Origin of the sequence: Streptomyces sp. DSM 110735 (assembly GCF_016482685.1) — a bacterium.
Classification (GTDB): domain Bacteria; phylum Actinomycetota; class Actinomycetes; order Streptomycetales; family Streptomycetaceae; genus Streptomyces.
Genome location: NZ_JACYHF010000013.1, coordinates 1 through 21,668 on the forward strand (window position 1 = coordinate 1; position 21,668 = coordinate 21,668).

The following is a 21,668-nucleotide window of genomic DNA, read 5'->3' on the forward strand; positions in this document are numbered from 1 at the left end:
AGATCCGGGCGCACGCCGAGAGCACGCACCAGACGCCGCGGGCTGCTCCACGAAGATCCGCCGGACAGGCCCTAGCCGGACCGCCTGTTCTGGCCGCCCGCGCGGCTATTCGACGTCGCCGCCCGACGCCGCAGGCGCCCAGGAGCCGGTCCAGCCCAGCAACTCGGGGCTGTGCAGGGCCGGTACCCACAGGTCGGCGTGTTCCGCCTGGTCGCCGTCCGGGCGGGGACCGAGTCCGACGACCCGCAGCCCGGCCCGGCGCGCCGACTCCATCCCGGTCAGGGAGTCCTCGACCGCCAGCGCGCGCTCCGGGGACACACCGCAGAGGCGGGCGGCGGTGGCGTACACGTCCGGCCATGGCTTGGGTCGTACCGGGGTGCCGTCCGGTCCCGTGGACGGGACGACGATGTGCTCGAAGTGCCCGCGCAGACCCGCCCGTTCGAGGCTGCCCTCCACCACCTCGGACGGGCAGTTGCTGGCCACCGCGAGCGGCAGCCGACCCGAGAGCGAGCGCACCAGCTCGACGGCGCCCGGCATCGTCACCGGGTCGTCGGCGACGAGGGCCAGGAAGTGGCGCAGGAGGGCGGTCGTGAGGTCGGCGGTCAGCTCGGGCTTGTGCACGGACTCGGCCATGAGCCGCCCGCAGTCGGCGTAGTGCACGCCCTTGGCCTGCTCCGCGAACCCCGCGGGGGCACGGAGTCCGAAGTCCCGGAACGCCTGGGCGCGGGCGTCCTGCCAGTGGCGTTCGCTGTCCATCAGGGTCCCGTCGCAGTCGAAGACGACGGCATCCGGGGACCAGTTGAAGAGGGGATGGGCCGTGGTGGTCACAGGGGCCTCCTGGGGAGCGAGCAGTCGCGCGCGGCAGAGCCGCGGTTTCGGTCTGGCGGTGTCCCGTGTGCCGGACGCGCCGGGAATGAGCGCCTGCGCGGCGGAGCCTGCTGCAGGAATGGGGTATTCCCGATCTTCAGTGACGAAACGGAAACATCGCAGTCATTACGTTATTTCCGCGACGGAGAGCCCTGCAATGACTACAAGGAGTTATCGACGGAGGTGGGTGGCGGGGTGTATGGGATGCGGGGGAGCGGGGTGGCGCAGGGTGAGGGGCGAGGCTCCCAAAACGGCTTGTTTCGAAGCGAGTTGAGGTGTGCTCGCGGGACGGCGCGTGTTCGTCGCGCCGGGGCTGCCGGGGAGGGGTCGGGTGCCGAAACGGCGGCGGATCGGGCCCATTGCCACTCGTCGGCGTTCATCCTCGAAAGAAATACGCAATAACCGCGCGAGTATGGGTGCGGGGCGCTCCGGGCGCACGCGGGCGCACTACATTCTCCGCTGTCACGCAGGCTGAGCGAGGGTGGACGGGACGTTGCAGGAACGGGCCAGGGTAACCCGCAGATCACTCCTGGAGGCGGCAGCCGGACTCTTCGCCGAACGCGGCTACGCGGGCACCAGCGTGAATGACATAAGTGCCAGGTCGGGCCGTACGAGCGGCTCCATCTACTTCCACTACGCCAGCAAGGAGGGCATCGCCCTCGCCGTCGTCCAGGACCGGTTCGCGAGTTGGCCGGAACTCGCCCTGCGCTACGCCGACGAGGAGGTCCCGCCGATGGACCGGCTCGTCGCGCTGAGTTACGAGATCGCCCAGGCTCTGGCCGAGGACCCGGTGACGCGGGCGGGCGCCCGGCTGTGGGCCGAGCGGGACACCATCAACACCACGCTCCCCGACCCCTTCGGGCTCTGGACCACCGCCGTCACGCGGCTGCTCGCACAGGCGCGGGTCGCGGGGGACCTGGCCACCCATGTGCGACCCGCCCAGGCGGCGCGCGCTCTGGTCCGGGCGTTCTTCGGATTGTGCTCGCTGACCGAGGCTCTCGAGGGCGCCGCCACCGTCAGCGACCGGGTGGCGGACTGGTGGCATCTGACGCTGCCTGCGCTGCGGGCGGCGGGGTGAGGGTGCGGGTCCGCGGGTGTGTGGATGCGTTCCGGACGGCGGGAACCGTCCGGAACGGATCATGGTCGTCACACGTGGGTGGCCCACACGTGGGTGGCCCACACGTGGGTGGCCCACATGGAGGTGGCCCACATGGAGGTGGCCCACATGTGGCCGCCGCCTGTGTCGTCACCCCACATGTGGTCGCCGCACACGTGGGCGGCACCTATGAAGCTGTCTCACAGGAGACCGTCACACGTGCGGACGGTGTCCCCGCTCCTGGTGCGGGAAGGTCTGCTCCTCGCCGGGAAGCGTGGGCTCCGGCAGCGTGGCCACCTCTTCCTTCGCCTTCTCCAGTTGCTCGGCGGTGTCGTCGGGCAGCCGGGGCGGGCGGTGGTGGCTGTCGCGGAAGCGGAACGCGCTTGTCAGGTCGCCGAAGGTCTCCCGGCGCCAGTCGCTGACGTTCGGCTCCTCGATCCCGGTGAACCGCTCCAGGAACTGCAGCGCCGAGGTGTGGTCGAACGCCTCGGAGGCGACCCAGCCCCCGATGGTCCAGGGTGATATGACGATGGCGGGAACCCGGAAGCCGCCACCGATCGGCAGCCCCTGGATGAACTCGTCCGGCGTTCCCGCGGGCGGGGTCGGCGGGACCACGTGATCGAACAGGCCGTCGTTCTCGTCGTAGTTGAGGATGAAGGCGGTCTTGCGCCACACCTTCGGGTTGGACGCGATCGCCTCGATCTTCGAGGCGACGAAGTCGGCTCCGGCGGCCGGGAGGTAGTCCGGGTGCTCCGACTGGGTGCTCGTCGGGATGATCCAGCTCACCGCCGGGAGGCGGTCGTTGCGGGCATCGTCCTCGAAGGTGCCCTCGGGCTGCGGACGCACACCGCGCTCGTACAGGTCCGAACCGGGCTGCGCGGTACGGAAGTTCTCGAACTGCTCCAGCAGGTTGCAGCCGTAGTCGTCGTCCTGCTGGTACACCTTCCAGCTCACCCCGGCCGCCTGGAGGCGCTCGGCGTACGTCGTCCAGCGGTACGGCGTGGGCGCCTTGTTGCTGATGACCGGGCCGCCGTTCTGGCCGGACGGGTCGATCGAACCGGTCATCCACATCAGGCGGTTGGGCCAGGTCGGACCCATCACCGAGCAGAAGTAGTTGTCGCAGACCGTGAAGGTCTCGGCGAGCGCGAACTGGAACGGGATGTCCTCGCGCGTGTAGTACCCCATCACATAAGGACCGTTGACGCCGTCGGCCTTGCGGTGGGCAGGCAGCCACTGGTCCATCTTGCCGTTGTTCCACGCCTGGTGCTGCACGGACCAGGCATGACTGGTGGACGGGATGGCCTGGGCGCTCGACTTGTGGGTGTCGAGGTGGAAGGGGAGTAAGTACCCCTTCGGGTTCACGGTGTCGGGCTGGTAGAAGACGGAGTTGCCGTCGTCCAGCGTGAGGGCGTGCCGGTCGGCGAAGCCCCGGACCCCCGAGAGCGTGCCGAAGTAGTGGTCGAAGGACCTGTTCTCCTGCATCAGCATGACGACGTGCTCGATGTCGCGCAGCGAACCGCGCCTGGGCCGGTCGGCGGCCACGGCCTTCTGGACGCTCGGCGGGAGGAGGGAGATCGCCGCGGCGGCGCCCAGCGCACCGGCGGAACCCAGGACTCTACGACGGGTCAACTCGGCCATGTTTGCCCCTTCTTGAGCGAGAGAAGCACTCCGGAACGTCGGTGGCCCGGGTGGCTCCGCGGGCCGCCGATCACTCTCCGCCCGGGACGGCGTGATGCATCAGGGGTGGGTGGTGAACATGTGGTCAACGTATGGGAAAGCGTTGGCCAAACGGTGATCTCAACAAGCCTGTGAGGAACGGGCGTTCACGCAGATGAGAGACCTTGCGGGCTCACAGAGGGGCGAGTTCACCGGGCTGCCGCTCGCGTAAGGGGTGTGAGGTGCTTTCGGTGATGACCAGAGCCCGGTGAATGTGTCGTACACCGAGATCGGCGCCCGGCCGATGTCCCGCTCCGCCGAACGGGCGCGTCCGTCATGCGCTCGGAGGTCCATCTCTGGCGGTGCGGCGGGGTCTCCCGCAGCGTGGAGGGGAGAGTGCGACCGGTCGGGCGAGAGGTGTGACAGATGGACGCGGATGTCTCCAGGCCGAGGGTCGTCGTCGGCATCGACGGGTCGCCGTCCTCGTACGCGGCCCTGCGCTGGGCCACGCGCTACGCCGCTCTGGTCGGAGGCATCGTCGAGGCGGTCGCGGTGTGGGAGCTGCCGGGGCTGTACGGCTGGTCGGCGCCCGCCGTGGACATGGACGTCGACGCCGAGGAGGCGCGCGACCGGATGCGGCTGGAGCTGACCGAGGTGCTCGGCGGGGAGGGGTTCGACGCGGTCGAGATGCATCTGGTGCACGGCAACGCCACCGACGTGCTGCTGCGAGCTGCGGAGGGAGCCGAGGCGCTGGTGGTGGGCAGCCGGGGGCGGGGCGGGTTCGCCCGCGCGCTGCTCGGCTCCGTCAGCCAGCACCTGTCGCACCACGCGACCTGCCCGGTGGTGATCGTGCGCGCCGAGACCGCCTGAGCGGGGCTCGGTCCGCACGCCGTGAGCCTCGCACCGAGCCGCACGTGCACGTGTCGTTCAGGGGGTCACGGCCGCGTGCCCCGCTCCTCCTGGGTGAGCCGGGCGCACTCGGTCACCACGTCCCGCAGACTGCCGGTCCGCTCCAGGACGGCGCGCTGCACCACCGCGCCGTTCCCGTGCCGGAGGAGCCCCGCCAGGATGTCCCCGGCGACCTTGGCGTCCCCGTGGTCGTCCAGGGCGTCGCGCACATGGTCGTACAGCGCGCGCACCACCGTCTCGGCGGGGGCGGGGCGCATGGTCCCGGGGTGGAGCAGCGGGCCCTCCAGTCCGAAGCGGGCAGCCTGCCACGCGGCCAGCCGCAGCAACGCCACTCCGTGCCGGGCCGGAGGCTCCCCGCCCCGCCACTCGCGCGCGGCCGTCTCCACGAGCGCGCGGGTCAGCACGGCCAGCAGCACCGTCGAGTCCGCGTCGAGGCACACGTCCCCGACCCTGATCTCGACGGTGGGGTACTGGTGGGAGAGGCGGGCATCGAAGTAGATCATCCCGTCGTCCCGCAGGACCCCGGTACCGACCATGTCCCGCACCTGCGCGTGATACCGCTCGGGGGACCCGAAGATCTCGGTGGGACCGGCGGAGGGCCACCGCCCCCACACCTGGCTGCGGAAACTGGCGTATCCGCTGTCCTGGCCCTGCCAGAAGGGGGAGTTGCCGCTCAGTGCCAGCAGGACCGGCAGCCAGGGGCGGATACGGTCGAGGACGGCGACGCCCTCCTCGTCGGACTCCACCGAGACGTGGACATGGCAGCCGCAGGTGAGCTGCTCCTGAAGGGTCAGCCCGAAGCGCTCGGCCATCCAGCGGTAGCGCCGGTCGGGGGTCAGCGCGGGGCTGACCGGCAGCGGAGAGGTGGCCAGCGCGGCCACGGCGGCGCCGGTGTGCTCGGCGTGGCGCGCCGCCTCCGCGCGGAAACGGCGGATCTCCGCCGCCAGCTCGTCCCGCCGGGTCTGCGGATGGGTGGCGAACTCCAGTTGCTGGCGCTGCAGCTCCGGCTCGAACACCTGGTCCTCGCCGTCCTCGGCCGCCCGGCCCGCCGAGGCCAGCACCGCCGCCGACACGGACCGGGGCTCGCCCGTCTCCGCGTCGACCAGGAGAAGCTCCTCCTCCACTCCCAAGCTCCGCACGCCTCATCCTCCCTCGACCGTCCGGCTCCGGCTCCCTGCGGCGACTCTCGCACGAGCGGCGGCGCCGGGGGCCGTGGAGACCGGGCGACGCCGACTCGTACGACCGACCGGACGTACGGGAGCCACCGGGCCATGGCTGCGACCCGGGTCATCCTCCGCTTGCCCTCGGTCGGGCGGGTCAGTCCTGGTGGGGGCGGGGTGCCGTGCGGCGGTGACGCGGGGTGGCTCCGAGGCGAGGCGTCCGTCTTCGGAGTCCGAGCCCCGCCCGCCTCGGCTCAGCGGACGGCCGCCGTACCGAACCACCGCGCCAACTGGACTTCCAGCTCATCCTGTTCGTCCCCGACCCATGCCACGTGTCCGTCCGGCCGGAGCAGTACGGCGGGTGCGTCCAGGTCGTCGCTCACGTCCACGACGTGGTCGACCCGGTCGTCCCAGCCCGCCGCCGAGAGCGTGCCGGTGCCGTCGAGCAGCAACCCGCGCCCGCCATGCAGGAGTTCGTACAGCCGACCGCGCTTCAGCGGCAGGTCCCGCAGACGCCGTCCGAGCAGCGGGTGGCCCTCGCCGAGGTCGTAGCGCACCGAGATCGCGGTGATCATCTCAGTCACGTACCGGTTCACCTCCTCGAAGTCCAGGAGGTCCGAGAACAGCTCCCGCAACGCCACCACGCCGGGGTCGGTGCGCAACAGCACGAACTGCGCACGGGTGTTGGTGAGCACCCGTGCGGCCACGGGGTGGCGCTCGGCGTGGTACGTGTCCAACAGCCCTTCCGGCGCCCACCCGTTGACCTCGGCAGCCAGCTTCCAGCCCAGGTTGAAAGCGTCCTGCACACCGAGGTTGAGCCCCTGACCGCCGACCGGCGGATGGACGTGCGCCGCGTCGCCGGCCAGCAGCACCCGCCCCACCCGGTAGCGCTCGGCCTGCCGGGTGGCGTTCCCGAACCGGGACAGCCAGCGCGGTGAGTGCACCCCGAAGTCGGTGCCGGTCAGCGTCCGGAGCGCCTGCCGGAACTCCTCCAGGGTCGGCGCGGTCGTACGGTCCTCGGCCACTTCCCGGGACGGCACGATGATCCGGTACACCCCGTCCCCGAGCGGCATCGCGCCGAAGCGGAGTTCGGTTTTGCGGACCTCCGCCGTCGCGGCGGCCAGTGTCGCCGCGTCCGCGGTCGCCTCCATCTCGCCCAACAGGGTGTCGACGGTGGAGGGTTCGCCGGGGAAGCCGACGCCGATCAGCTTGCGTACGAGACTGCGGCCGCCGTCGCACCCGACGAGGTAGCGGGCCTCCAGCCGGGTGCCGTCGGCCAGTTCCGCGCTCACCCCGTCCTCGTCCTGGCTCAGCCCCACCACCTCGCACCCGCGCCGTATGCCGACACCCAGTTCCGCGGCGCGCTCGGCCAGCAGTCGCTCGGTGACGACCTGCGGAATGGCGAGGCCGTACGGGTGCGCGGTGTCCACGCCCTGCGGCCACGGCGCGGCGAACCCCGCGAACGGGCCGCCGACCTGGAACTTCTTCCCCAGCTCAAGGAACCGGTCGAGCAGCCCGCGCTGATCCATCACCTCGACACTGCGCACATGCAGCCCCAGCGCCCGCACCTGCGGGCTCGGCTCCACCGCCTTCTCCAGCACGACCGTCCGCACACCGTGCAGCCGCAGCTCGGCCGCCAGCATCAACCCGGTCGGCCCGCCGCCGACCACGATCACGTCAACCATGAATCCCCTGTCCCACAAGAAGTCCGACCCGCCCGCCCTTCGCCGCCCGGCCGAATGCCCAGATGCCAGCGAATGCGTCGATACGTAGCGAAGCTCGGATTCCACCCGACTCCGGGCGTCGGCCGCCCATTCTGAGGCACCATGGGGGCCTTGCCGCAAGGGCCCCCATGCGCTATATGTTTAATAGGGAGAGGAGTGGCCCTTCTTCCGTCGTCCCGCTCATCGTGGACGCGCCGTCCTCCCCAAACCCCGCACCGGTGTCTTGATACGGCCGACATTTGCCGTGAACACGTGCCAACACCCCCGCATGATCTCTACGGTTGGTCCCGTCGGTGGACGATGGCGACCGGAGCGTGGGGAGAACGGTGGAAGCCGAGATGATGGCGCTGGCCGCCATGTGCGCCAGCAGCCTCATGGGACTGGTTCTCCAGGACCTGTGGGGGTGGGGCAAGAAGCGGTTCGTCTCGCTCCTCGACCGGGGTACACGCGGAGAGCACGCGTCCGTCGAGGCGGAACTGGAGAACCTGCGGCAGGCGTTGCTCGACGCGCGCCGCACCGGGGACGAGGACGCGGTCGAGGCCGCGTTCGCCGCGTGGGCGCAGCGCTTCGAGGGACTGCTCGCCCAGCATCCCGAGATCGCGGAGCGGGCCCGGGCCGTCGTCGGCGAGACCATCGAACGCAGCCCCGCCCCGGTCGCCTTCGCGAACATCGTCCACTACGTCAACAACACCGCCGTGCTCCGCGCGATGAACGACTACTGGGCGCGCTGCACCGCCGCGCACCGCATGACCGCGATGTTCCTGTCCGGCCTGCCGGGAGTGGGCAAGCGCACCACACTCCGCCAGTGGCTCCAGTCCCACCAGGACGCGCTTCCCCACGACGTCCTGCACGCCGACCTGGCGCCCGACGAACGCGGGCGCCCCGCCGATCTCGCCGCGATCCTGGAACGCTGGCTGGACGAACTCGGCGTCCCACGCGAGGACCGCCCCGCCGCTCTCGACCGAAAAGCCGAGGACGTACGGCGACTTGTCCGCCGACGACCGACGGTGGTCCTCCTGGAGAACGTGACCAGACTCGGCCAAGTACGGCCCCTGCTCCAGGACTCGCCGAGCTGCGTCCTGTTGATGACGGGTCAGCAGGTCCCGCCCGCACTGGAGTCGCTGCTCGACTTCGCACCCGTGGACGTGGCACCCCTCGCGGACGACCACGCCCTCGAACTCCTCGTCAAGGTCAGCCACAGCACCGAGCACCCCGAGCGACTCCGGCCCATCGTGCGGCAGTTGGGCGGACTTCCGCTGGCGGTGCGGCTGGTCGCGGGCCGTCTGAAGTCACCGGTCCCGGGCACGCTGGAGGACATCACCGCCCGCCTCGCCGACCGGACTTCGCGACAGGAGCTGCTGACCGTGGACGACGCGCCGAACCTCCCCAGCGCACTGGAGGCGGGCTACACCTGCCTCGCCACGGACGCCGCCCGGCTCTACCGCCACCTCGGCATCGTGCCCCGCGTCGACTTCCAGATGGACACCGTGCTCGCACTCGGCACCGACGGCGAACCGTCCACCGCGCGCCACGCCCTCCAGGAACTGATCTCCTCCCGGCTGGTCGAGTTCGAGGGCGTCGACACCTACCGGCTGCACCCCCTCGTCCACGACCACGCCGCGAGCGTCGCGGAGCGCGAGGTCGGCGAGCCCGAGCGCAGGGAGGTGGTGGCCCGCATGGTCCGCCACTATCTGCACACCGCCGAGTCCGCCGAGGCGGCGCTGTCCTCGCGCTGGCGCTACGACCCGATGAACGTCTACGCGGAGTACGCCCGCTCCGCAGGGCGCAACGCCCACGCCGAGCGCGAACTCGGCCGCCGCCGCGCCGGACTGCTCGCCGCCGTGCGGCTCGCCCACGACATCGGCCTCGACGAGGAGGCGTGGCGGCTGTGCCAGGGGCTGTGGACCTTCTATCTGCGCACGTCCGCCCACGCCGAGTGGATCGAGTCCCACGAGACCGGTCTGGCCGCCGCCCGGCGCGGCGCCGACCCCATGGCCACCGCCCGGATGCGCTTCCAGCTCGGCTTCGCGCACCTGGACCGCTGGAACGTCGAGGAGGGCGACGCGGGCCGGGCGCGCGAGCACCTGGAGGCGGCCCTCGACCTCGTCCGTCCCGACGCGCCGGACCGGAGCGAGGGAGAGCGGCGCACGGAATCCAGCGCGCTGGAAGCACTCGGCATGCTGGAGCTGAAACTCAAGCGCCCGCAGCAGGCCCTCGCCCGTCTCGACCAAGCCGGAGCGGCCCTGGACGGAGTCGAACACCCCCGGGGTCTCGCCCTCCTCGCCTACCACCGAGCCGCCGCCTGCACGGCCCTGCGCCGCCACGACGACGCCGAACGCACCCTGCGAGAGGCCCGGGACCGCTTCGCGGCGCTCGGCGCGGGCAAGGACATCGCGCTCAACATCGGCAAGAGCTGGCTCAGGTACGCCGAGGACCGGCGCGTCTGCGGACGGCTCGACGAGGCGGTCCGCGCCGCCGACTCCGCCGTCGCGGAACTGCCGAAGGCGGAGTCCGCGTACAACCTCGCCGTCGCCCATCTGCTGCGCGGCGACCTCCACCGTGACCGGGGTGACACCCTTCGGGCGGCGGCGGACTGGGAGAGCGCGCGGGAGCTGTTCACCGTGGCCCGCAGCGGCCGTGCGGACGAGGCGCAGGAACGGCTGGACGGCTCAGGGGGCGAGCCCGCATAGCGCCGGGGGCATTCCGTCGCCCGCCGTGACGGTGAGCCGGACCTCGGAGACGGGCAGACCGTCTCCCGCCCCGGCACAGCGGGCCCAGGCGTGGACCGCCGACGCGGCGACGGTGAAGTCCGCCCACTCCGGGCGGTCGAGCCAGTTCACCCGCAGCCGCGTGTCATCGGCGAACAGGACCGTGCACCCCCGGTCGTCGTCCTCCAGGGCGACCAGCTCGCACCCGGGGAACCGCCCCGCGAAGTCGGACCACTTCGCCTCCGCCGGACGCGGACACCGCTCGCGCGGCAGGACCAGCACCTCGGCCGACCGGGGCCAGCGGGGGTCCGGGTCGTCCGGGTCGGCGGCCAGATGAGCACCGACGAGGTGACCGCTCAGGGTGCCCTGGAGACCACCGGGAAAGCGCCTGAGGGACACGGCGGACCCTGCTTCCGCCTCGCTCACCTCGGCGGTGACCAGCAGGGCGGGGAGGTGGGGCTGCCGCCGGGCGTACGGCGACGACAGCGACGGCACGGGGATCGCCCGGGTCGCTGCCGGGTGGGCGGGCTCGGGCAGGTTCAGCCGGCCGTAGAGGAGACGGCGCAGGAGAGCGGCCGATCTGCCGGGTTCCGACGTGACGCTTCCGCGCAGTGCGGCGAGTTCCGGGTCGTTCGGCTGGGTACGGGCGGCGTGCGTGAGCTGGTCGAGCAGGGGGCGGGTGGGGTGGAGCCGGGGGAGAATTCCGCCCACTTCGCGCATGGGGGAACCGGGGGCGATCACGGAATCCTGGAACGCGCCCAGGATTGCGGGTATGCCGAGTTCGACGCCGTAGAGGGTCAGTGATCCGGCGTCGCCCATGAGGAAATCCGCTGCGCAGAGCGCGGCTTTCCAGGTTTCGGTTTCGGGGGAGGGGAGGAGAAGCCCGCTGTCGAGGAACGGGGCGAGCCAGGTGCGTATTTGCCAGGCGCCGTGTCCGTACCAGGCATTGGGGTGTATGGCGGCAAGAATTCGGAATTCGTCGGCGGGGAGTTCCGCGAGTGCGCGGCGCAGAATGTGGGCGCGCGGAGAGCCGAGGATCGAGCCCGGTCCCCAGGTCGAGGAGACGACCACCAGGCGCTGACCGGGGAGGAGACCCAGGGCCCGCCGGTAGGTCTCACGGAACGCCCGTCCGGAGGTGAGCTGGTCGAGGCAGGGGTCGCCCGCGACGTGGGCCAGGGGGAGGGCTTGCGGGCAGCCGTCGGCGAGGCGGTCGAGCTGCTCGGCGTGGGACAGCACGATGGCGGCGGGAATCAGCCGCCCCTCATGCACCAGCCATTCCTCCGTCAGCCCGAAAGCCCCGGGTTCCGGGTTCCGGGTTCCGGGTTCCGGGTTCCGGGTTCCGGGTTCCGGGTTCCGGGTTCCGGGTTCCGGGTCAATTTTTTATTGTAGCCAGCTCCGTGCGGTGCTCCAACGAGCGGGAACGGTATGTCGTGAAGATTTCCGCCCCGATTTGTGGCGATCGCCAGATCGAAAGGCTGGGTGATCGCCTCGTTCCAGGGGATTTGCAGCATTCCCCGTGCCGAGAGGAATTCGTCCGTCCCCTCGTCCAGCGCCGAGGACCCCGTCCGGGTGAAGAGGACCTGCACCCGCTCGTCCCCGTCGAAGACGGAGAGGAGGTCCAGGAGGCGGGTCGCGGAGGTCACGTTGTGGACGATGCCGAGGACGCTGCGTTCCGCGTGCACCGTGCTCCAGCGCTGCCGGTCCGGGTGCAGGGGCACCGGCAGCCGGCCAGGCTCTCGCACGCGTACCCCTCATGATCGTTCGGCTCGGCTTGGTAACACGATAACCACATGAGGGTGAGCGAAAGGCTACGGCTGGGTCGTGCGGCCGCGCAGGCGCAGGAGCTGGTCCAGGCGGGCGGCGAGTTCCGTCGTGTCGCGGACCGGGGAGGGGAACGTCAGGCGCACGTCCCGGTGGGTGCGGGCGTACTCGAAGCGCAGGACGAGTCCGTGGCGGTCGAGGGCGACGGGGCGGAGGCGGAGGAGGGAGTCGTGGAAGTGCGGGTCGGCCAGCAGGCTCAGCTCGGTGACCAGGTCGGAGTGGTCGTGGTCGAGGTGGGTGAGGAGGGCGGACTCCGCCGTGGCCAGGGGGTCCGGGCGGGCAGCGGCCAGTTCGCGCAGGCCGATGCGGGCCGCTCTGCCGTCGCGCTGGAGGGCGGCGCGGGCGAGGTCCAGGCGCAGGACCAGGATGTCGGGCTCGGCCTGGACCTCGGCCGGGGTGAGGCGTCCGGCGAGGGCGACACGGCTGCGCACCCGGTCGCGCACCGGGGTCGGGGCGACGTCGGTGAAGTGCAGTCGGCACGGCAGCGTGGCGCGCGGCGCGGACACCGCCTCGGCGGCGAGCGGGCTTGCCGCGGGGACGCGCAGGCGCAGCGTGCCGCCGCCGTCGACGGTGTGCATGGAGATCAGCTCGTAACGGGTGGCGTCGGTCGTGAGACTCAGGGAGTCGGCACGAGCCAGGACCGAGCGCACCCGCTCCGCGTTGGTGGGGCCGGGAGCCATCAACCCTCCTTAGGTTAGCCTCACCTAACCTATCACTTCGGCGACACCGATACGGGCGTCCACGCGTCCAGGGACCGGTTGTCGAAGGTGTCCCGCCAGGTCTCGATGTCGGTGAGCCGCAGGAACGCCCCGATCCCGTAGTCGCGGCCGGGCTCCAGTCGGCCCGCCGGGACGGTCAGGGGGACGGTGAAGGCGCCCCCGCTCGCCCGCAGCGCGTCGTGGTAGAGCTGTCCGCCACTGGTCTGCGGCGATGTGGCGATCCAGGCGCGCGTGCCCTGCCGCCCCGGCTGCCAGACCGCGGCGTCGAAGAGGCCCAGGTCGAGCGAGTAGGTGAGCGTGGGACTTGCCCAGTCCGGCACGTCGAAGCCCGCCCCGAGCACGGTCAGCCGGGTCGGGGTCGACGGGTCCACGGGATCGTCCGGTACCACCACGAGCTGCGGTCTGCCCGTCGCCGGGAACACGCGCACGGAGAACGGAGCCGACGTCACCGTCGTGCCCTCCGTGTTCGCCGCCCTCACGCGGGCCAGGTCTCCGTCCGCCGTCAGCGGGATCGCCGGGATGGTGAACTGCCCCGCGCCGCCGCCGTATCGGGCTTCCGTCCAGGGCTTCCAGGTGGCTCCGGCGTCCGAACTCCGCTCCAGTGCGACCGACTTGGGGTCGACCGCCGGGTTGCCGGTCACCCGGAACGTGACCGCCGCGTCCGTGCCCTGGATCGCCGCCAGGTCGTGGGGCTGCTCGGAGAAGACGGGTGCCGCGTACGGGGCGGTGGTCAGGCGCAGCGCGGCGGAGACGGCGCGGCCCGCGGAGTTGGTGGCCGCGAGGCGTATGTGCGTGCCGTTCCAGGAGGAGTCGAGAGCCTGGATGGTCAGGCTCTCGCCGGTCGCGCCGTCGACGGGGGACCAGGGACCGTTCGCCGAGGCGGCGCGCTCCCACTGGAGGGCGGTGGCGTGCCGGGCATCGGCTTTGATCAAGAGGTCGCGGCCCTCGATGTACGGCGCGGTGGCCGTGGTGGCGGGGTTCGCGCGGATCACGGGGACGTTCCGGATCTCGGGCGCCGAGTCGAACCGTACCGAGAGGTCGTACGGCGGCTTGTCCGGGTCGGCGCTCAGGCCGCTGGTGTGCCAGTAGCTGGACAGGCCCGTCTCGTACTGGAGGTCCACGAACGACTCGGGCCACGAACCCCAGTCGGGCTTCGCCTTCTTGACCGCGTCGGGGATCGCGGAGGTGGCCGAGCGCACCCCGTCGACGAGCGGGAAGTAGTCCACGCCCGAGAAGCGCGGGGAGATCTGTGCGCCGCCGCCCCGGCCGGTCGTGCGGGCGAGCCGTACCCGGTCGAAGGTCGCCACGGTGACGCGGCGGGGCGGGACCTTCGTCTGCTGTTCCGGGTCGTTCCGGTCGGCGCCCGTGCCGCCGCCGGTCGCGGTGAGGGTTCCCGAACCGTCGCGGGCGACCGTGAGGGTGGGGTCCTTGAGGTACCAGGTGACCAGGCCGCCGTACGCGTTCGCGGTGAAGGCGCCCCTCCAGCGGATCGTGGCTTGGCCGGTCGCGCGGTCGGCCCTCCCGGTGCCGTCCGTGAACAGCACGCGCTGGCTCAGGCGCGTCCCCGGGCCACCCGGTACGCACTTGGTGGCGTCGGAGACGCCCTGTGCGGTGCCGTCGGGCATCCGGTGGACGACGCGCACGTGCCCGCGCACGGGGCGGAACTCCTTCTGTGTCCCCGCCGAGAAGAAGTTGCAGTTCGCGTTGGCCGGATTGCCGCCCTGGTAGATGGCGTTGACGCCCCACTCCAGGCTCGCGTGGGTGACGCGGTGGAGGGTGTGCGCGGTGCTTGAACTCCCTTGTGCCGCAAGGGCGTTGGACTGTGCGTGGGCCGGTGTGGTGACGGCCAGGGCGAGGGCCGATGCCGCTGCGGCGATGCCGAGGGTCGTGCGTCGTGCGGGTAACGGTCTGGAGGGCACGGTGACGTCCGTTCGTCGGGGGGAGTACGGCTGACGCGTGTCCACGGGCCCGTCGCGACCTCTCGCCAGACCACGCGCCGACCGGATAACTTAGGTGAGCCTAACCTAAAAATTCTTGCCGACAAGGCGTCGGCAAGGTGTTGACTTAGGGGAACCTAAGTTGCAGCATGACTGCGAGCCCTGCTTGGGAGGAATCGTTGTCAACGCCCCTTTTCTCGACGGTCATTCGCGCGGCGAGTCAGGACCGGCACACCGAGGCCGAGAGCGCGCCGTTCATGCACAACCTGCTCAGCGGTCGTTTCGGTGTGGACGCCTACATCCGCTACACGGAGCAACTGCTCTTCGTGTACCGGGCCTTGGAGAGCGCCGCCGCGTCGCTGCGCGAGGACCCGGTCGCCGGGCCGTTCCTGCGCCCGGAGTTGATGCGGGTCGCGGAGGTCGAGCGCGATCTGCGGCACCTGCTGGGGGAGGGCTGGCGCGAGCGGATCGCGCCGCTGCCCGCGACCGAGCGGTACGTGGACCGGATCGCGGAGGTCGCCGCCAAGTGGCCGGCCGGTTATGTGGCGCACCACTACACGCGCTACCTGGGCGATCTGTCGGGCGGTCAGGTCATCCGGAGCATCGCGGAGCGCACCTGGGGTCTGGAACACAAGGGTGACGGCGTGCGCTTCTACGTCTTCGAGGGCATCGACAACCCGGCCGCCTTCAAGCGGCAGTACCGGGACATGCTCGACGCCCTGCCGGTGGACGAGCTGGAGAAGCAGCGCGTGGTGGAGGAGTGCCGCAACGCCTTCGCGCTGAACAGTGCCGTGTTCGCGGATCTCGACGCGCTGTTCCCGCTCGGAGCCTGAGGCGGGGTGCCTCCTCGGGGGGCGACGGTGACACGCGAGCGTTGTTCAATTAGGTTAGCCTTACCTAAGTTTCGCGTGGGGGGTTGAACCGGCGCCGTAGTCGGCCCGTGCCCCCGCACGTTCCGCCGCCCTACCTGGAGGCAGCCCCGTGACGGGCAGCAACAGACCGGCCCCGCACCCGGGTTCACCGCCGTCGGCACACGCCCACGGCGGTGGGCCACCCCGCCCGGCTGTCCCCCTGTCCCAACGCGCCCTTGTCGCACTCCTGTTGGTCGTCCCGCTGCTCCTCAGTGGCTGCCGGGCGACCGGCGGCGGCACGCACGCGGGAGCGGAAGCCACCGGAACCGCCCGCACCGTCCCCTGGAGCAAGGTGAAGCCGCTGGCCGACCCGCGCTCCCACGACGGTCCCACCACGGCCCGGGTCGCGGACCCCGGTATCACCCCGGTGACCCGCACCGCCCACCCCCGCCTCCCGGCCACCGTCACCGACGCGCAGGGCACCAAGGTGACCGTCCGCAGCGACGACCGGATCCTGGCGCTCGACCTCTACGGCAGCCTCGCCGCCACCGTCTACGGACTCGGGCTCGGGGACCGGCTCGTCGGACGCGACCAGTCGACCGGATTCCCCGCCGCCAGGAAGCTGCCGCTGGTCACCCGGGGCGGACACCAGCTCAACGCCGAGGCGATCCTCGCCCTGCACCCGACCGTGCTCATCACCGACACCACCCTCGGACCCTGGGACGCGGTGCTCCAACTGCGCGACTCCGGCGTGCCGGTGGTCGTCGTCGGCGCCAAGCGCTCGCTGGACACCGTCGGCACCCTCGTGGACCAGGTCGCCGCGGGGCTCGGCGTGAAGGCCGAGGGACGGCAACTGCGCGCGCGGCTCGATCGCGAACTCGCCGCCGAACAGCGGCAGATCGCCGACATCGTGCCCGCCGACGCCGCCCGGCGCCCGCGCGTCATCTTCCTCTACGCACGCGGACAGGCGGGCGTCTACTACCTCTTCGGCAAGGGCTCGGGCGCCGACTCCCTCATCTCCGCGCTGCACGCGGTCGACGTGGCGAGCGACTCCGGCATCAACGGCTTCACCCCGCTCAACGCCGAGGCGATGGCCAAGGCGAGACCCGACGTCATCCTGATGATGAGCGAGGGACTGCGTTCCGTCGGAGGCGTGGACGGCGCCCTCAAGCTCCCCGGTGTCGCCCAGACCCCGGCGGGGCGGCACCACCGCATCGTCGACATGAGCGACTACCAGGTGCTGTCCTTCGGACCGCTCACCGCCCAGGTCCTGGACGCGCTCGCCCGCGCCGTCTACGCGCCCGACTCCGTCCCCGGACCCACCGCCGGAGCGCGGCCATGACCACACTCGACACCACCCCGCAGGCAGACAGCGCCCTTGCGTCCCGGAAGCCGCCGACCGGTCCGCAACCGGTGAAGTCCGCCAACTCCACAGCCCGCATTGCCCTGTTCGCAGGGCTCGGCGCCGCCCTGATCCTGGTCTCCCTCGGCTCGGCAGCCGTCGGCCAGTACGGCATCGGGTTCGCGGACGTGGCCGACTCCGTACTGCACCGCCTCTCCGGACCGCTCGCTCTCGGGCACCCCGTCGGCGACTCCTTCGCGGAGTCCGCGCTCTGGGAGATCCGGATGCCCCGGGTCGTCATGTCGCTCCTGGTCGGCGCCGTCCTGGCGACCGCGGGCGCGCTGATGCAGGGCGTGTTCGGCAACCCGCTCGCGGAACCCGGAGTCGTGGGCGTGTCCTCCGGCTCCGCGCTCGGCGCCGCCTTCGTGATCGTGGCCGGGGTGGACGTGCTCGGTCAGTTCACCGTCCCGGTGGCCGCCTTCGTGACCGGACTCGTCGCCGTGCTGCTCGTGTATCTGCTCTCCCGCGCGGGCGGCCGTACCGAGGTGGTCACGCTGGTGCTCACCGGGATCGCGATCAACGCCGTCGCCGGGGCGGGGCTCGCCTTCTGCATGTTCTTCGGCAGCCAGACCGCCCGCGACCAGATCGTCTTCTGGCAGCTCGGCAGCCTCAACGGCAGCCGCTGGGCGTACGTCGGCAGTGTCGCGCCGTTCGCCGCCGTCGGACTGCTCGGCGCCTGTCTGCTGGCCCGCCGCCTCGACCTGCTCGCGCTCGGCGACCGGGCCGCCCGGCACCTCGGGGTCGACGTCGAACGCCTCCGCGTCACCGCCATCGTGCTCATCGCCGTCATGGTCGCCGCCGCCGTCGCGTTCAGCGGGGTCATCGGCTTCGTCGGGCTCGTCGTACCGCACCTGGTCCGCATGGCCGTCGGTCCCGGACACCGGGTGCTGATCCCCGCCAGCATGCTCGGCGGGGCGGTGCTCCTCGCCGTCGCCGACGTCGTCGCGCGGACCGCCGTCGCCTACGCCGACCTGCCGATCGGCATGCTCACCGCCCTCGTCGGCGGCCCCTTCTTCTTCTGGTTGCTGCGCACCACCCGCGCACGGGCGGGAGGCTGGACGTGACCGCCCGCACCGCGCCGAATGCCGGCACCGCGCCGAACGCCCCCACCGCGCCGAACGCCCGCACCGCGCCGAAGATCCGTGCCTCGCTGAACCCCCGCACCGCGCTGACCCGGTTCACCCGCCGCAGACCCGGACCGCCCCGCACCCCCGAACCCGGCGCGGTGCTGCTCTCCGCGCGCGGTCTCGGTCTGCGCGTCGGCGGCACCTGGCTGCTCAGGGACGTGGACCTGGACCTCGCCGCCGGTACCCTGCTCGCGGTCGTCGGACCCAACGGCGCGGGCAAGTCGACGCTGCTGTCCCTGCTCGCCGGGGACCGCCCGCCCACCACCGGGACCGTGCACGTCGACGGACTGCCCACAGTCGGCACGCGCCCCGCCGACCTCGCGCGCCGCCGCGCCGTGCTGCCCCAACGCCCCCTGCTGTCCTTCCCGTTCACCGTGGCGGACGTGGTGGCGATGGGCCGGGCGCCCTGGGCGGGGACCGACGCGGAGGACGACGACGAGGACGCCGTCGCGGGGGCACTGACCGCCACCGGCATGACCGGCTTCGCGCACCGGCGCTACCCCACGCTCTCCGGCGGTGAACAGGCGCGCGCCTCCTTCGCCCGCGTCCTCGCCCAGCACACCCCGGTCCTGCTGCTCGACGAACCCACCGCCGCACTCGACCTGCGCCACCAGGAACAGCTCATGCGCACCGCCCGCGAGCGCGCCGACGCCGGACACGCCGTGCTGGCCGTCCTGCACGATCTGCAACTCGCCGCTGCGTACGCCGACGAGATCGCCGTACTGCACGACGGCCGCCTGGTCGAACGCGGCGAGCCCGCGACCGTACTCACCGAACCTCTCCTCGAAGAGGTCTACCAGCTCCCCGTCGAGGTCCTCCGGCACCCCGTCACCGGCGCGGTGCTGGTCGGTCCCCGACGGAACGGCAAAGGAACGCCCTCCTCATGACCACGTCCACCGATCAGATACCGGCCCCACCGGGACGGCGGAGAACGGGACTTCGTCTGTTCTCCTACCTCGTGGCCGCCGCCTTCCTCGCCCTGGCCGCCATCCTCGCCCCCGCACCGCCCGCCATGGCGGCCGCCCGGGTGAGCGCGAGCCCGGCCACCGCCGATCCCGAGTACGCCACGCAACTGCGGTTGCACGGCGCGGGGTTCCAGTCCGTCAAGAACGGATTCGGCGGCGTCTACGTGCTGTTCGGCACCGTCAGCGGTACTTGGCGCCCCAGCCAGGGCGGTACCAGCGGCATCGACTACGTCTACGTCCAGGACTCCGAGACCAAGGACAACCACGGCTACCAGCGGTTCGTCGCCTTCCCCGGCGACCCCACCGCGTACGCCGCGAACGGCGGGACCGTCCGCGCGGACGGCACCTGGGACGCCACCCTGGTCGTGCCCGGCGCCGTCTTCCCCGCCAAGGGCCGCGACGGCGCCGTCCGTCAGATCGACTGCCGCAAGGTCCGGTGCGGAGTGATCACCATCGGCGCGCACGGCGTGGCGAACCCGCGCAACGAGACCTTCACTCCGGTCGACTTCGCGGCGCCCGGCGCCGGTCGGGCACCAGCGACCAAGTCGGCACACCCGAGTCCGTCCAAGGCGAAGCGCGCCGAGTCCGCGAAGCCGACGCCCGCCGCGAGCCCGTCCTCGTCCGCCGCCGCGGCGAGCACCTCCGCACCGGCCACCCCGACCGCGTCCCCCTCCTCGACGCCCGCCGTGGCGGCGGACCCGGTCGTGAGCGCCACCTCCGTCTCCGGCACCGGGCTGCTCGTGGCCGGATGCGCCGTCGTCGTGGTGGTGGCCGTCATCCTGTCCGCCCTCTGGCTGTCGCGCCGACGCAAGCGCGGTGGCACGTCCGTGAATTCGGGAGAGAAGTGAGTACCCAGAGCAAGAGACGCCGTGGCCCCGTAGTCCGCAGCGCCCTCGTGGGGGTGGTGCTGGCGTCGGGCGTCGTCGTCGGAGCCGGTTCCGCCTCCGCCGCCCCGGGGCAGGTGTCGGGCGCGTCGTTCGCGTGGGGTCTGAGCGGTGAGCAGGGAGGTGGCGCGTTCTTCGGAGGGTGCAACTTCCTGTCCGCCGGGAAGGCGGGGGACACCGGGTCGAGCCGCTTGTGGACCCAGTCGGACGGCTTCTACGCGACGCATGACGGCGATGTCACGGTGGAGAAGCCGGACAGCGCCGGCGCCTGGTCGGAGCCGACCTGGACGACCAAGTGCCAGGACCCCAACGGCAAGGCGGTGACCGCCGGTTCGACCACCTCGCTGACCGGGAACCGGGTGGTGTTCCACAACGGGACGGGAACGGTGGACCGTTCGGCGGGCACGGCGACGGTTCACTGGAAGGGTTCGTTCACGTCCGTTTTCTACGGCGGTCTGACGTACTGGTCCGCCACCGATCCGACGTTGACGGTGAAGGCGGACGGTACGGGGACGTTGACGGCGACCGCCTCCGGTTACGGCGCGGACATGAACGACCCGGGGAAGTGGGTGCCGTTGCCCGCGACGACGGTGACGCTGGCGCACCTGAGCCATGTGGAGTTGGGGGAGTCGGGCTTCACGGTGACGCCGGACTACCTGGGCGAGTCGGTGTCGGTTCCTTCGGGGACGACCGGACAGCCCGCCAAGTCGGCTGCCAACGAGGCGTATTGGGGTGCGTTCCCGCAGGACTTCGTGGGCTTCCAGCAGTTGACCGGGCAGTCCTCGTACTGGTTCACCTCCGGCGGCGCCCGTGACGCGGCCAAGCCCGCCACCCCGCTGAGCGTCTCCTACACCGCCGCCGGTGGCACCGACGACCCCACGCCCAGCGATCCCGCCACCACCTCGCCCACGCCCAGCACCACGGCGTCCACCCCGGCGGACAAGCCGACGGGCTCGCCCTCGGCCACCGCGACCGGACGGGGCGGCTGCGAGCTGACCGACGGGGTGAAGGGCGGCAGCCTGACCTGGGGGTTCAAGAAGAGTTTCCGGTCGTACGTCGGTGGTCCGGCGGGCAACAGCATCACGGCCGCCGACGGGCTGAAGATCCTCTCCGAGGACCTTGCCGTCACGGGCAAGGACAGCACGGGCACCTACCGCTGGCCGTTCGAGTCCAGCTCCGCGTACACCTCGGCGGACGACTTCACCGTGCAGTACGGCGGAAAGATCACCTACTCCTACCCGGCGCACTACTTCAAGGTCGTCATCGCCGACCCGCGCCTGACCGTGCACGGCAAGACCGGCAAGCTGTACGCCGACGTCAGCCTGACCGTCAGCGCCCCGGGCAGCAAGCCGACGACCGACGCCCGCGAGGACGTCGCGCTCGCCTCCCTCGACCTGACCGGCGGCACCCCGCGCACCAGCACCTCCGGCATCACCCGCACCGTGCACACCGCGATCCTGGACACCAAGGCGTTCACCTTCCAGGGCACGAGCTTCTACCAGAAGGGCCAGCAGCTCGACGACGCGACCGTGGTGCTGTCCGGCTGCACGGGAAGCGGGAACGCGTCCGGCGGCGGCACGGACGCCGGAAGCACGGGAGGTACCGGAGGCTCCGACGCCGACGACTCCGCGCTCGTCCCCGACCTCCAGTACCGGCCCGGCGACACGCTGGCCAGCACCGGCACGGGCACCCCCGTCCTCGGCACCTCCGCCGCTGCCGCCGCCTGCGTGGCGGCGGGTCTGGCGCTGGTCGCCCTCGCGCGCCGCAGGCAGCCCGCCGGGGCGCATCGCTGAGGACGCACCACTGAGGCGCGCCGCTGAGGGCGCCCACCACAAGCCGAAG

The 21,668-nt window shown here is 71.8% G+C and carries 18 protein-coding genes; 9 read left to right on the forward strand and 9 right to left on the reverse strand.

What is annotated here, in order from left to right; genetic code table 11:
* Positions 1–105 precede the first annotated feature (105 nt).
* On the reverse strand, positions 106–828 hold the full coding sequence (locus IF655_RS20115; RefSeq protein ID WP_199586322.1) for an HAD family phosphatase: 723 nt from the start codon (positions 826–828) through the stop codon (positions 106–108).
* A gap of 520 nt (positions 829–1,348) precedes the next feature.
* Between IF655_RS20115 and IF655_RS20120 the strand changes: the two genes are divergently transcribed.
* Complete coding sequence (locus IF655_RS20120) at positions 1,349–1,945, forward strand: ScbR family autoregulator-binding transcription factor (RefSeq protein ID WP_199586323.1); 597 nt, start codon at positions 1,349–1,351, stop codon at positions 1,943–1,945.
* A gap of 68 nt (positions 1,946–2,013) precedes the next feature.
* On the opposite strand, the gene IF655_RS31515 is transcribed toward IF655_RS20120, so the two are convergent.
* Positions 2,014–2,139, reverse strand: a complete 126-nt coding sequence (locus IF655_RS31515; protein ID WP_277952698.1) for a hypothetical protein — start codon at positions 2,137–2,139, stop codon at positions 2,014–2,016.
* 37 nt (positions 2,140–2,176) lie between these two features.
* Positions 2,177–3,601, reverse strand: a complete 1,425-nt coding sequence (locus IF655_RS20125) for an alkaline phosphatase family protein (protein ID WP_199586325.1) — start codon at positions 3,599–3,601, stop codon at positions 2,177–2,179.
* A 444-nt stretch (positions 3,602–4,045) separates the two neighbouring features.
* Between IF655_RS20125 and IF655_RS20130 the strand changes: the two genes are divergently transcribed.
* Positions 4,046–4,489 (forward strand): universal stress protein, encoded by a 444-nt coding sequence (locus IF655_RS20130; RefSeq protein ID WP_199586327.1) that lies wholly within the window; start codon positions 4,046–4,048, stop codon positions 4,487–4,489.
* Between the two features lie 65 nt (positions 4,490–4,554).
* On the opposite strand, the gene IF655_RS20135 is transcribed toward IF655_RS20130, so the two are convergent.
* Together IF655_RS20135 and rox are read right to left on the reverse strand one after the other, a co-directional pair.
* Positions 4,555–5,667, reverse strand: a complete 1,113-nt coding sequence (locus IF655_RS20135; protein ID WP_199586330.1) for a glutamate--cysteine ligase — start codon at positions 5,665–5,667, stop codon at positions 4,555–4,557.
* Between the two features lie 275 nt (positions 5,668–5,942).
* A complete protein-coding gene (rox, locus tag IF655_RS20140) occupies positions 5,943–7,373 on the reverse strand; it encodes a rifampin monooxygenase (RefSeq protein ID WP_199586332.1) in 1,431 nt (476 codons plus the stop codon).
* A 365-nt stretch (positions 7,374–7,738) separates the two neighbouring features.
* Between rox and IF655_RS20145 the strand changes: the two genes are divergently transcribed.
* The gene (locus IF655_RS20145; protein ID WP_199586333.1) at positions 7,739–10,102 is read left to right on the forward strand and encodes a hypothetical protein; all 2,364 of its coding nucleotides are present in this window, start codon (positions 7,739–7,741) and stop codon (positions 10,100–10,102) included.
* On the opposite strand, the gene IF655_RS20150 is transcribed toward IF655_RS20145, so the two are convergent.
* From IF655_RS20150 to IF655_RS20165, 4 genes are all read right to left on the reverse strand, one after another.
* Entirely contained in the window at positions 10,082–11,389 is a 1,308-nt protein-coding gene (locus IF655_RS20150; RefSeq protein ID WP_199586335.1) for a hypothetical protein, read from the reverse strand. The two genes, IF655_RS20145 and IF655_RS20150, sit on opposite strands and share 21 nt — an antisense overlap.
* Before the next feature lie 14 nt (positions 11,390–11,403).
* Positions 11,404–11,763, reverse strand: coding sequence for a hypothetical protein (locus tag IF655_RS20155; protein WP_199586337.1), 360 nt, complete (start codon positions 11,761–11,763; stop codon positions 11,404–11,406).
* A 165-nt stretch (positions 11,764–11,928) separates the two neighbouring features.
* Entirely contained in the window at positions 11,929–12,621 is a 693-nt protein-coding gene (locus IF655_RS20160) for a DUF2470 domain-containing protein (RefSeq protein WP_199586339.1), read from the reverse strand.
* A 32-nt stretch (positions 12,622–12,653) separates the two neighbouring features.
* A complete protein-coding gene (locus IF655_RS20165; RefSeq protein ID WP_199586341.1) occupies positions 12,654–14,579 on the reverse strand; it encodes a hypothetical protein in 1,926 nt (641 codons plus the stop codon).
* Positions 14,580–14,746: 167 nt separating this feature from the next.
* Between IF655_RS20165 and IF655_RS20170 the strand changes: the two genes are divergently transcribed.
* The 6 genes from IF655_RS20170 to IF655_RS20195 all read left to right on the forward strand — a co-directional run bounded on the left by IF655_RS20170 (position 14,747) and on the right by IF655_RS20195 (position 21,619).
* Positions 14,747–15,430, forward strand: coding sequence for a heme oxygenase (biliverdin-producing) (locus IF655_RS20170; protein WP_199586343.1), 684 nt, complete (start codon positions 14,747–14,749; stop codon positions 15,428–15,430).
* Between the two features lie 268 nt (positions 15,431–15,698).
* Positions 15,699–16,790: a hemin ABC transporter substrate-binding protein gene (locus tag IF655_RS20175; protein WP_242488837.1), complete on the forward strand. Its 1,092-nt coding sequence runs from the start codon at positions 15,699–15,701 to the stop codon at positions 16,788–16,790.
* On the forward strand, positions 16,787–17,914 hold the full coding sequence (locus tag IF655_RS20180; RefSeq protein ID WP_199586347.1) for an iron ABC transporter permease: 1,128 nt from the start codon (positions 16,787–16,789) through the stop codon (positions 17,912–17,914). Before IF655_RS20175 ends, IF655_RS20180 begins: the two co-directional genes overlap by 4 nt.
* 86 nt (positions 17,915–18,000) lie before the next feature.
* Entirely contained in the window at positions 18,001–18,864 is an 864-nt protein-coding gene (locus IF655_RS20185; RefSeq protein ID WP_199586498.1) for a heme ABC transporter ATP-binding protein, read from the forward strand.
* On the forward strand, positions 18,861–19,790 hold the full coding sequence (locus tag IF655_RS20190; protein ID WP_199586348.1) for a hypothetical protein: 930 nt from the start codon (positions 18,861–18,863) through the stop codon (positions 19,788–19,790). The genes IF655_RS20185 and IF655_RS20190 overlap by 4 nt, the downstream gene beginning before the upstream one ends.
* Entirely contained in the window at positions 19,787–21,619 is a 1,833-nt protein-coding gene (locus IF655_RS20195) for an HtaA domain-containing protein (RefSeq protein WP_199586350.1), read from the forward strand. Before IF655_RS20190 ends, IF655_RS20195 begins: the two co-directional genes overlap by 4 nt.
* Positions 21,620–21,668: the final 49 nt, after the last annotated feature.

Excerpts from the sequence above, each read along its gene's own strand:
- IF655_RS20125 (WP_199586325.1), bottom strand. The coding sequence starts at position 3,601 with ATGGCCGAGTTGACCCGTCGTAGAGTCCTGGGTTCCGCCGGTGCGCTG.
- rox (WP_199586332.1), bottom strand. The coding sequence starts at position 7,373 with ATGGTTGACGTGATCGTGGTCGGCGGCGGGCCGACCGGGTTGATGCTG.
- IF655_RS20180 (WP_199586347.1), top strand. The coding sequence starts at position 16,787 with ATGACCACACTCGACACCACCCCGCAGGCAGACAGCGCCCTTGCGTCC.
- IF655_RS20170 (WP_199586343.1), top strand. The coding sequence starts at position 14,747 with ATGACTGCGAGCCCTGCTTGGGAGGAATCGTTGTCAACGCCCCTTTTC.
- IF655_RS20160 (WP_199586339.1), bottom strand. The coding sequence starts at position 12,621 with ATGGCTCCCGGCCCCACCAACGCGGAGCGGGTGCGCTCGGTCCTGGCT.
- IF655_RS20190 (WP_199586348.1), top strand. The coding sequence starts at position 18,861 with ATGACCACGTCCACCGATCAGATACCGGCCCCACCGGGACGGCGGAGA.
- IF655_RS20130 (WP_199586327.1), top strand. The coding sequence starts at position 4,046 with ATGGACGCGGATGTCTCCAGGCCGAGGGTCGTCGTCGGCATCGACGGG.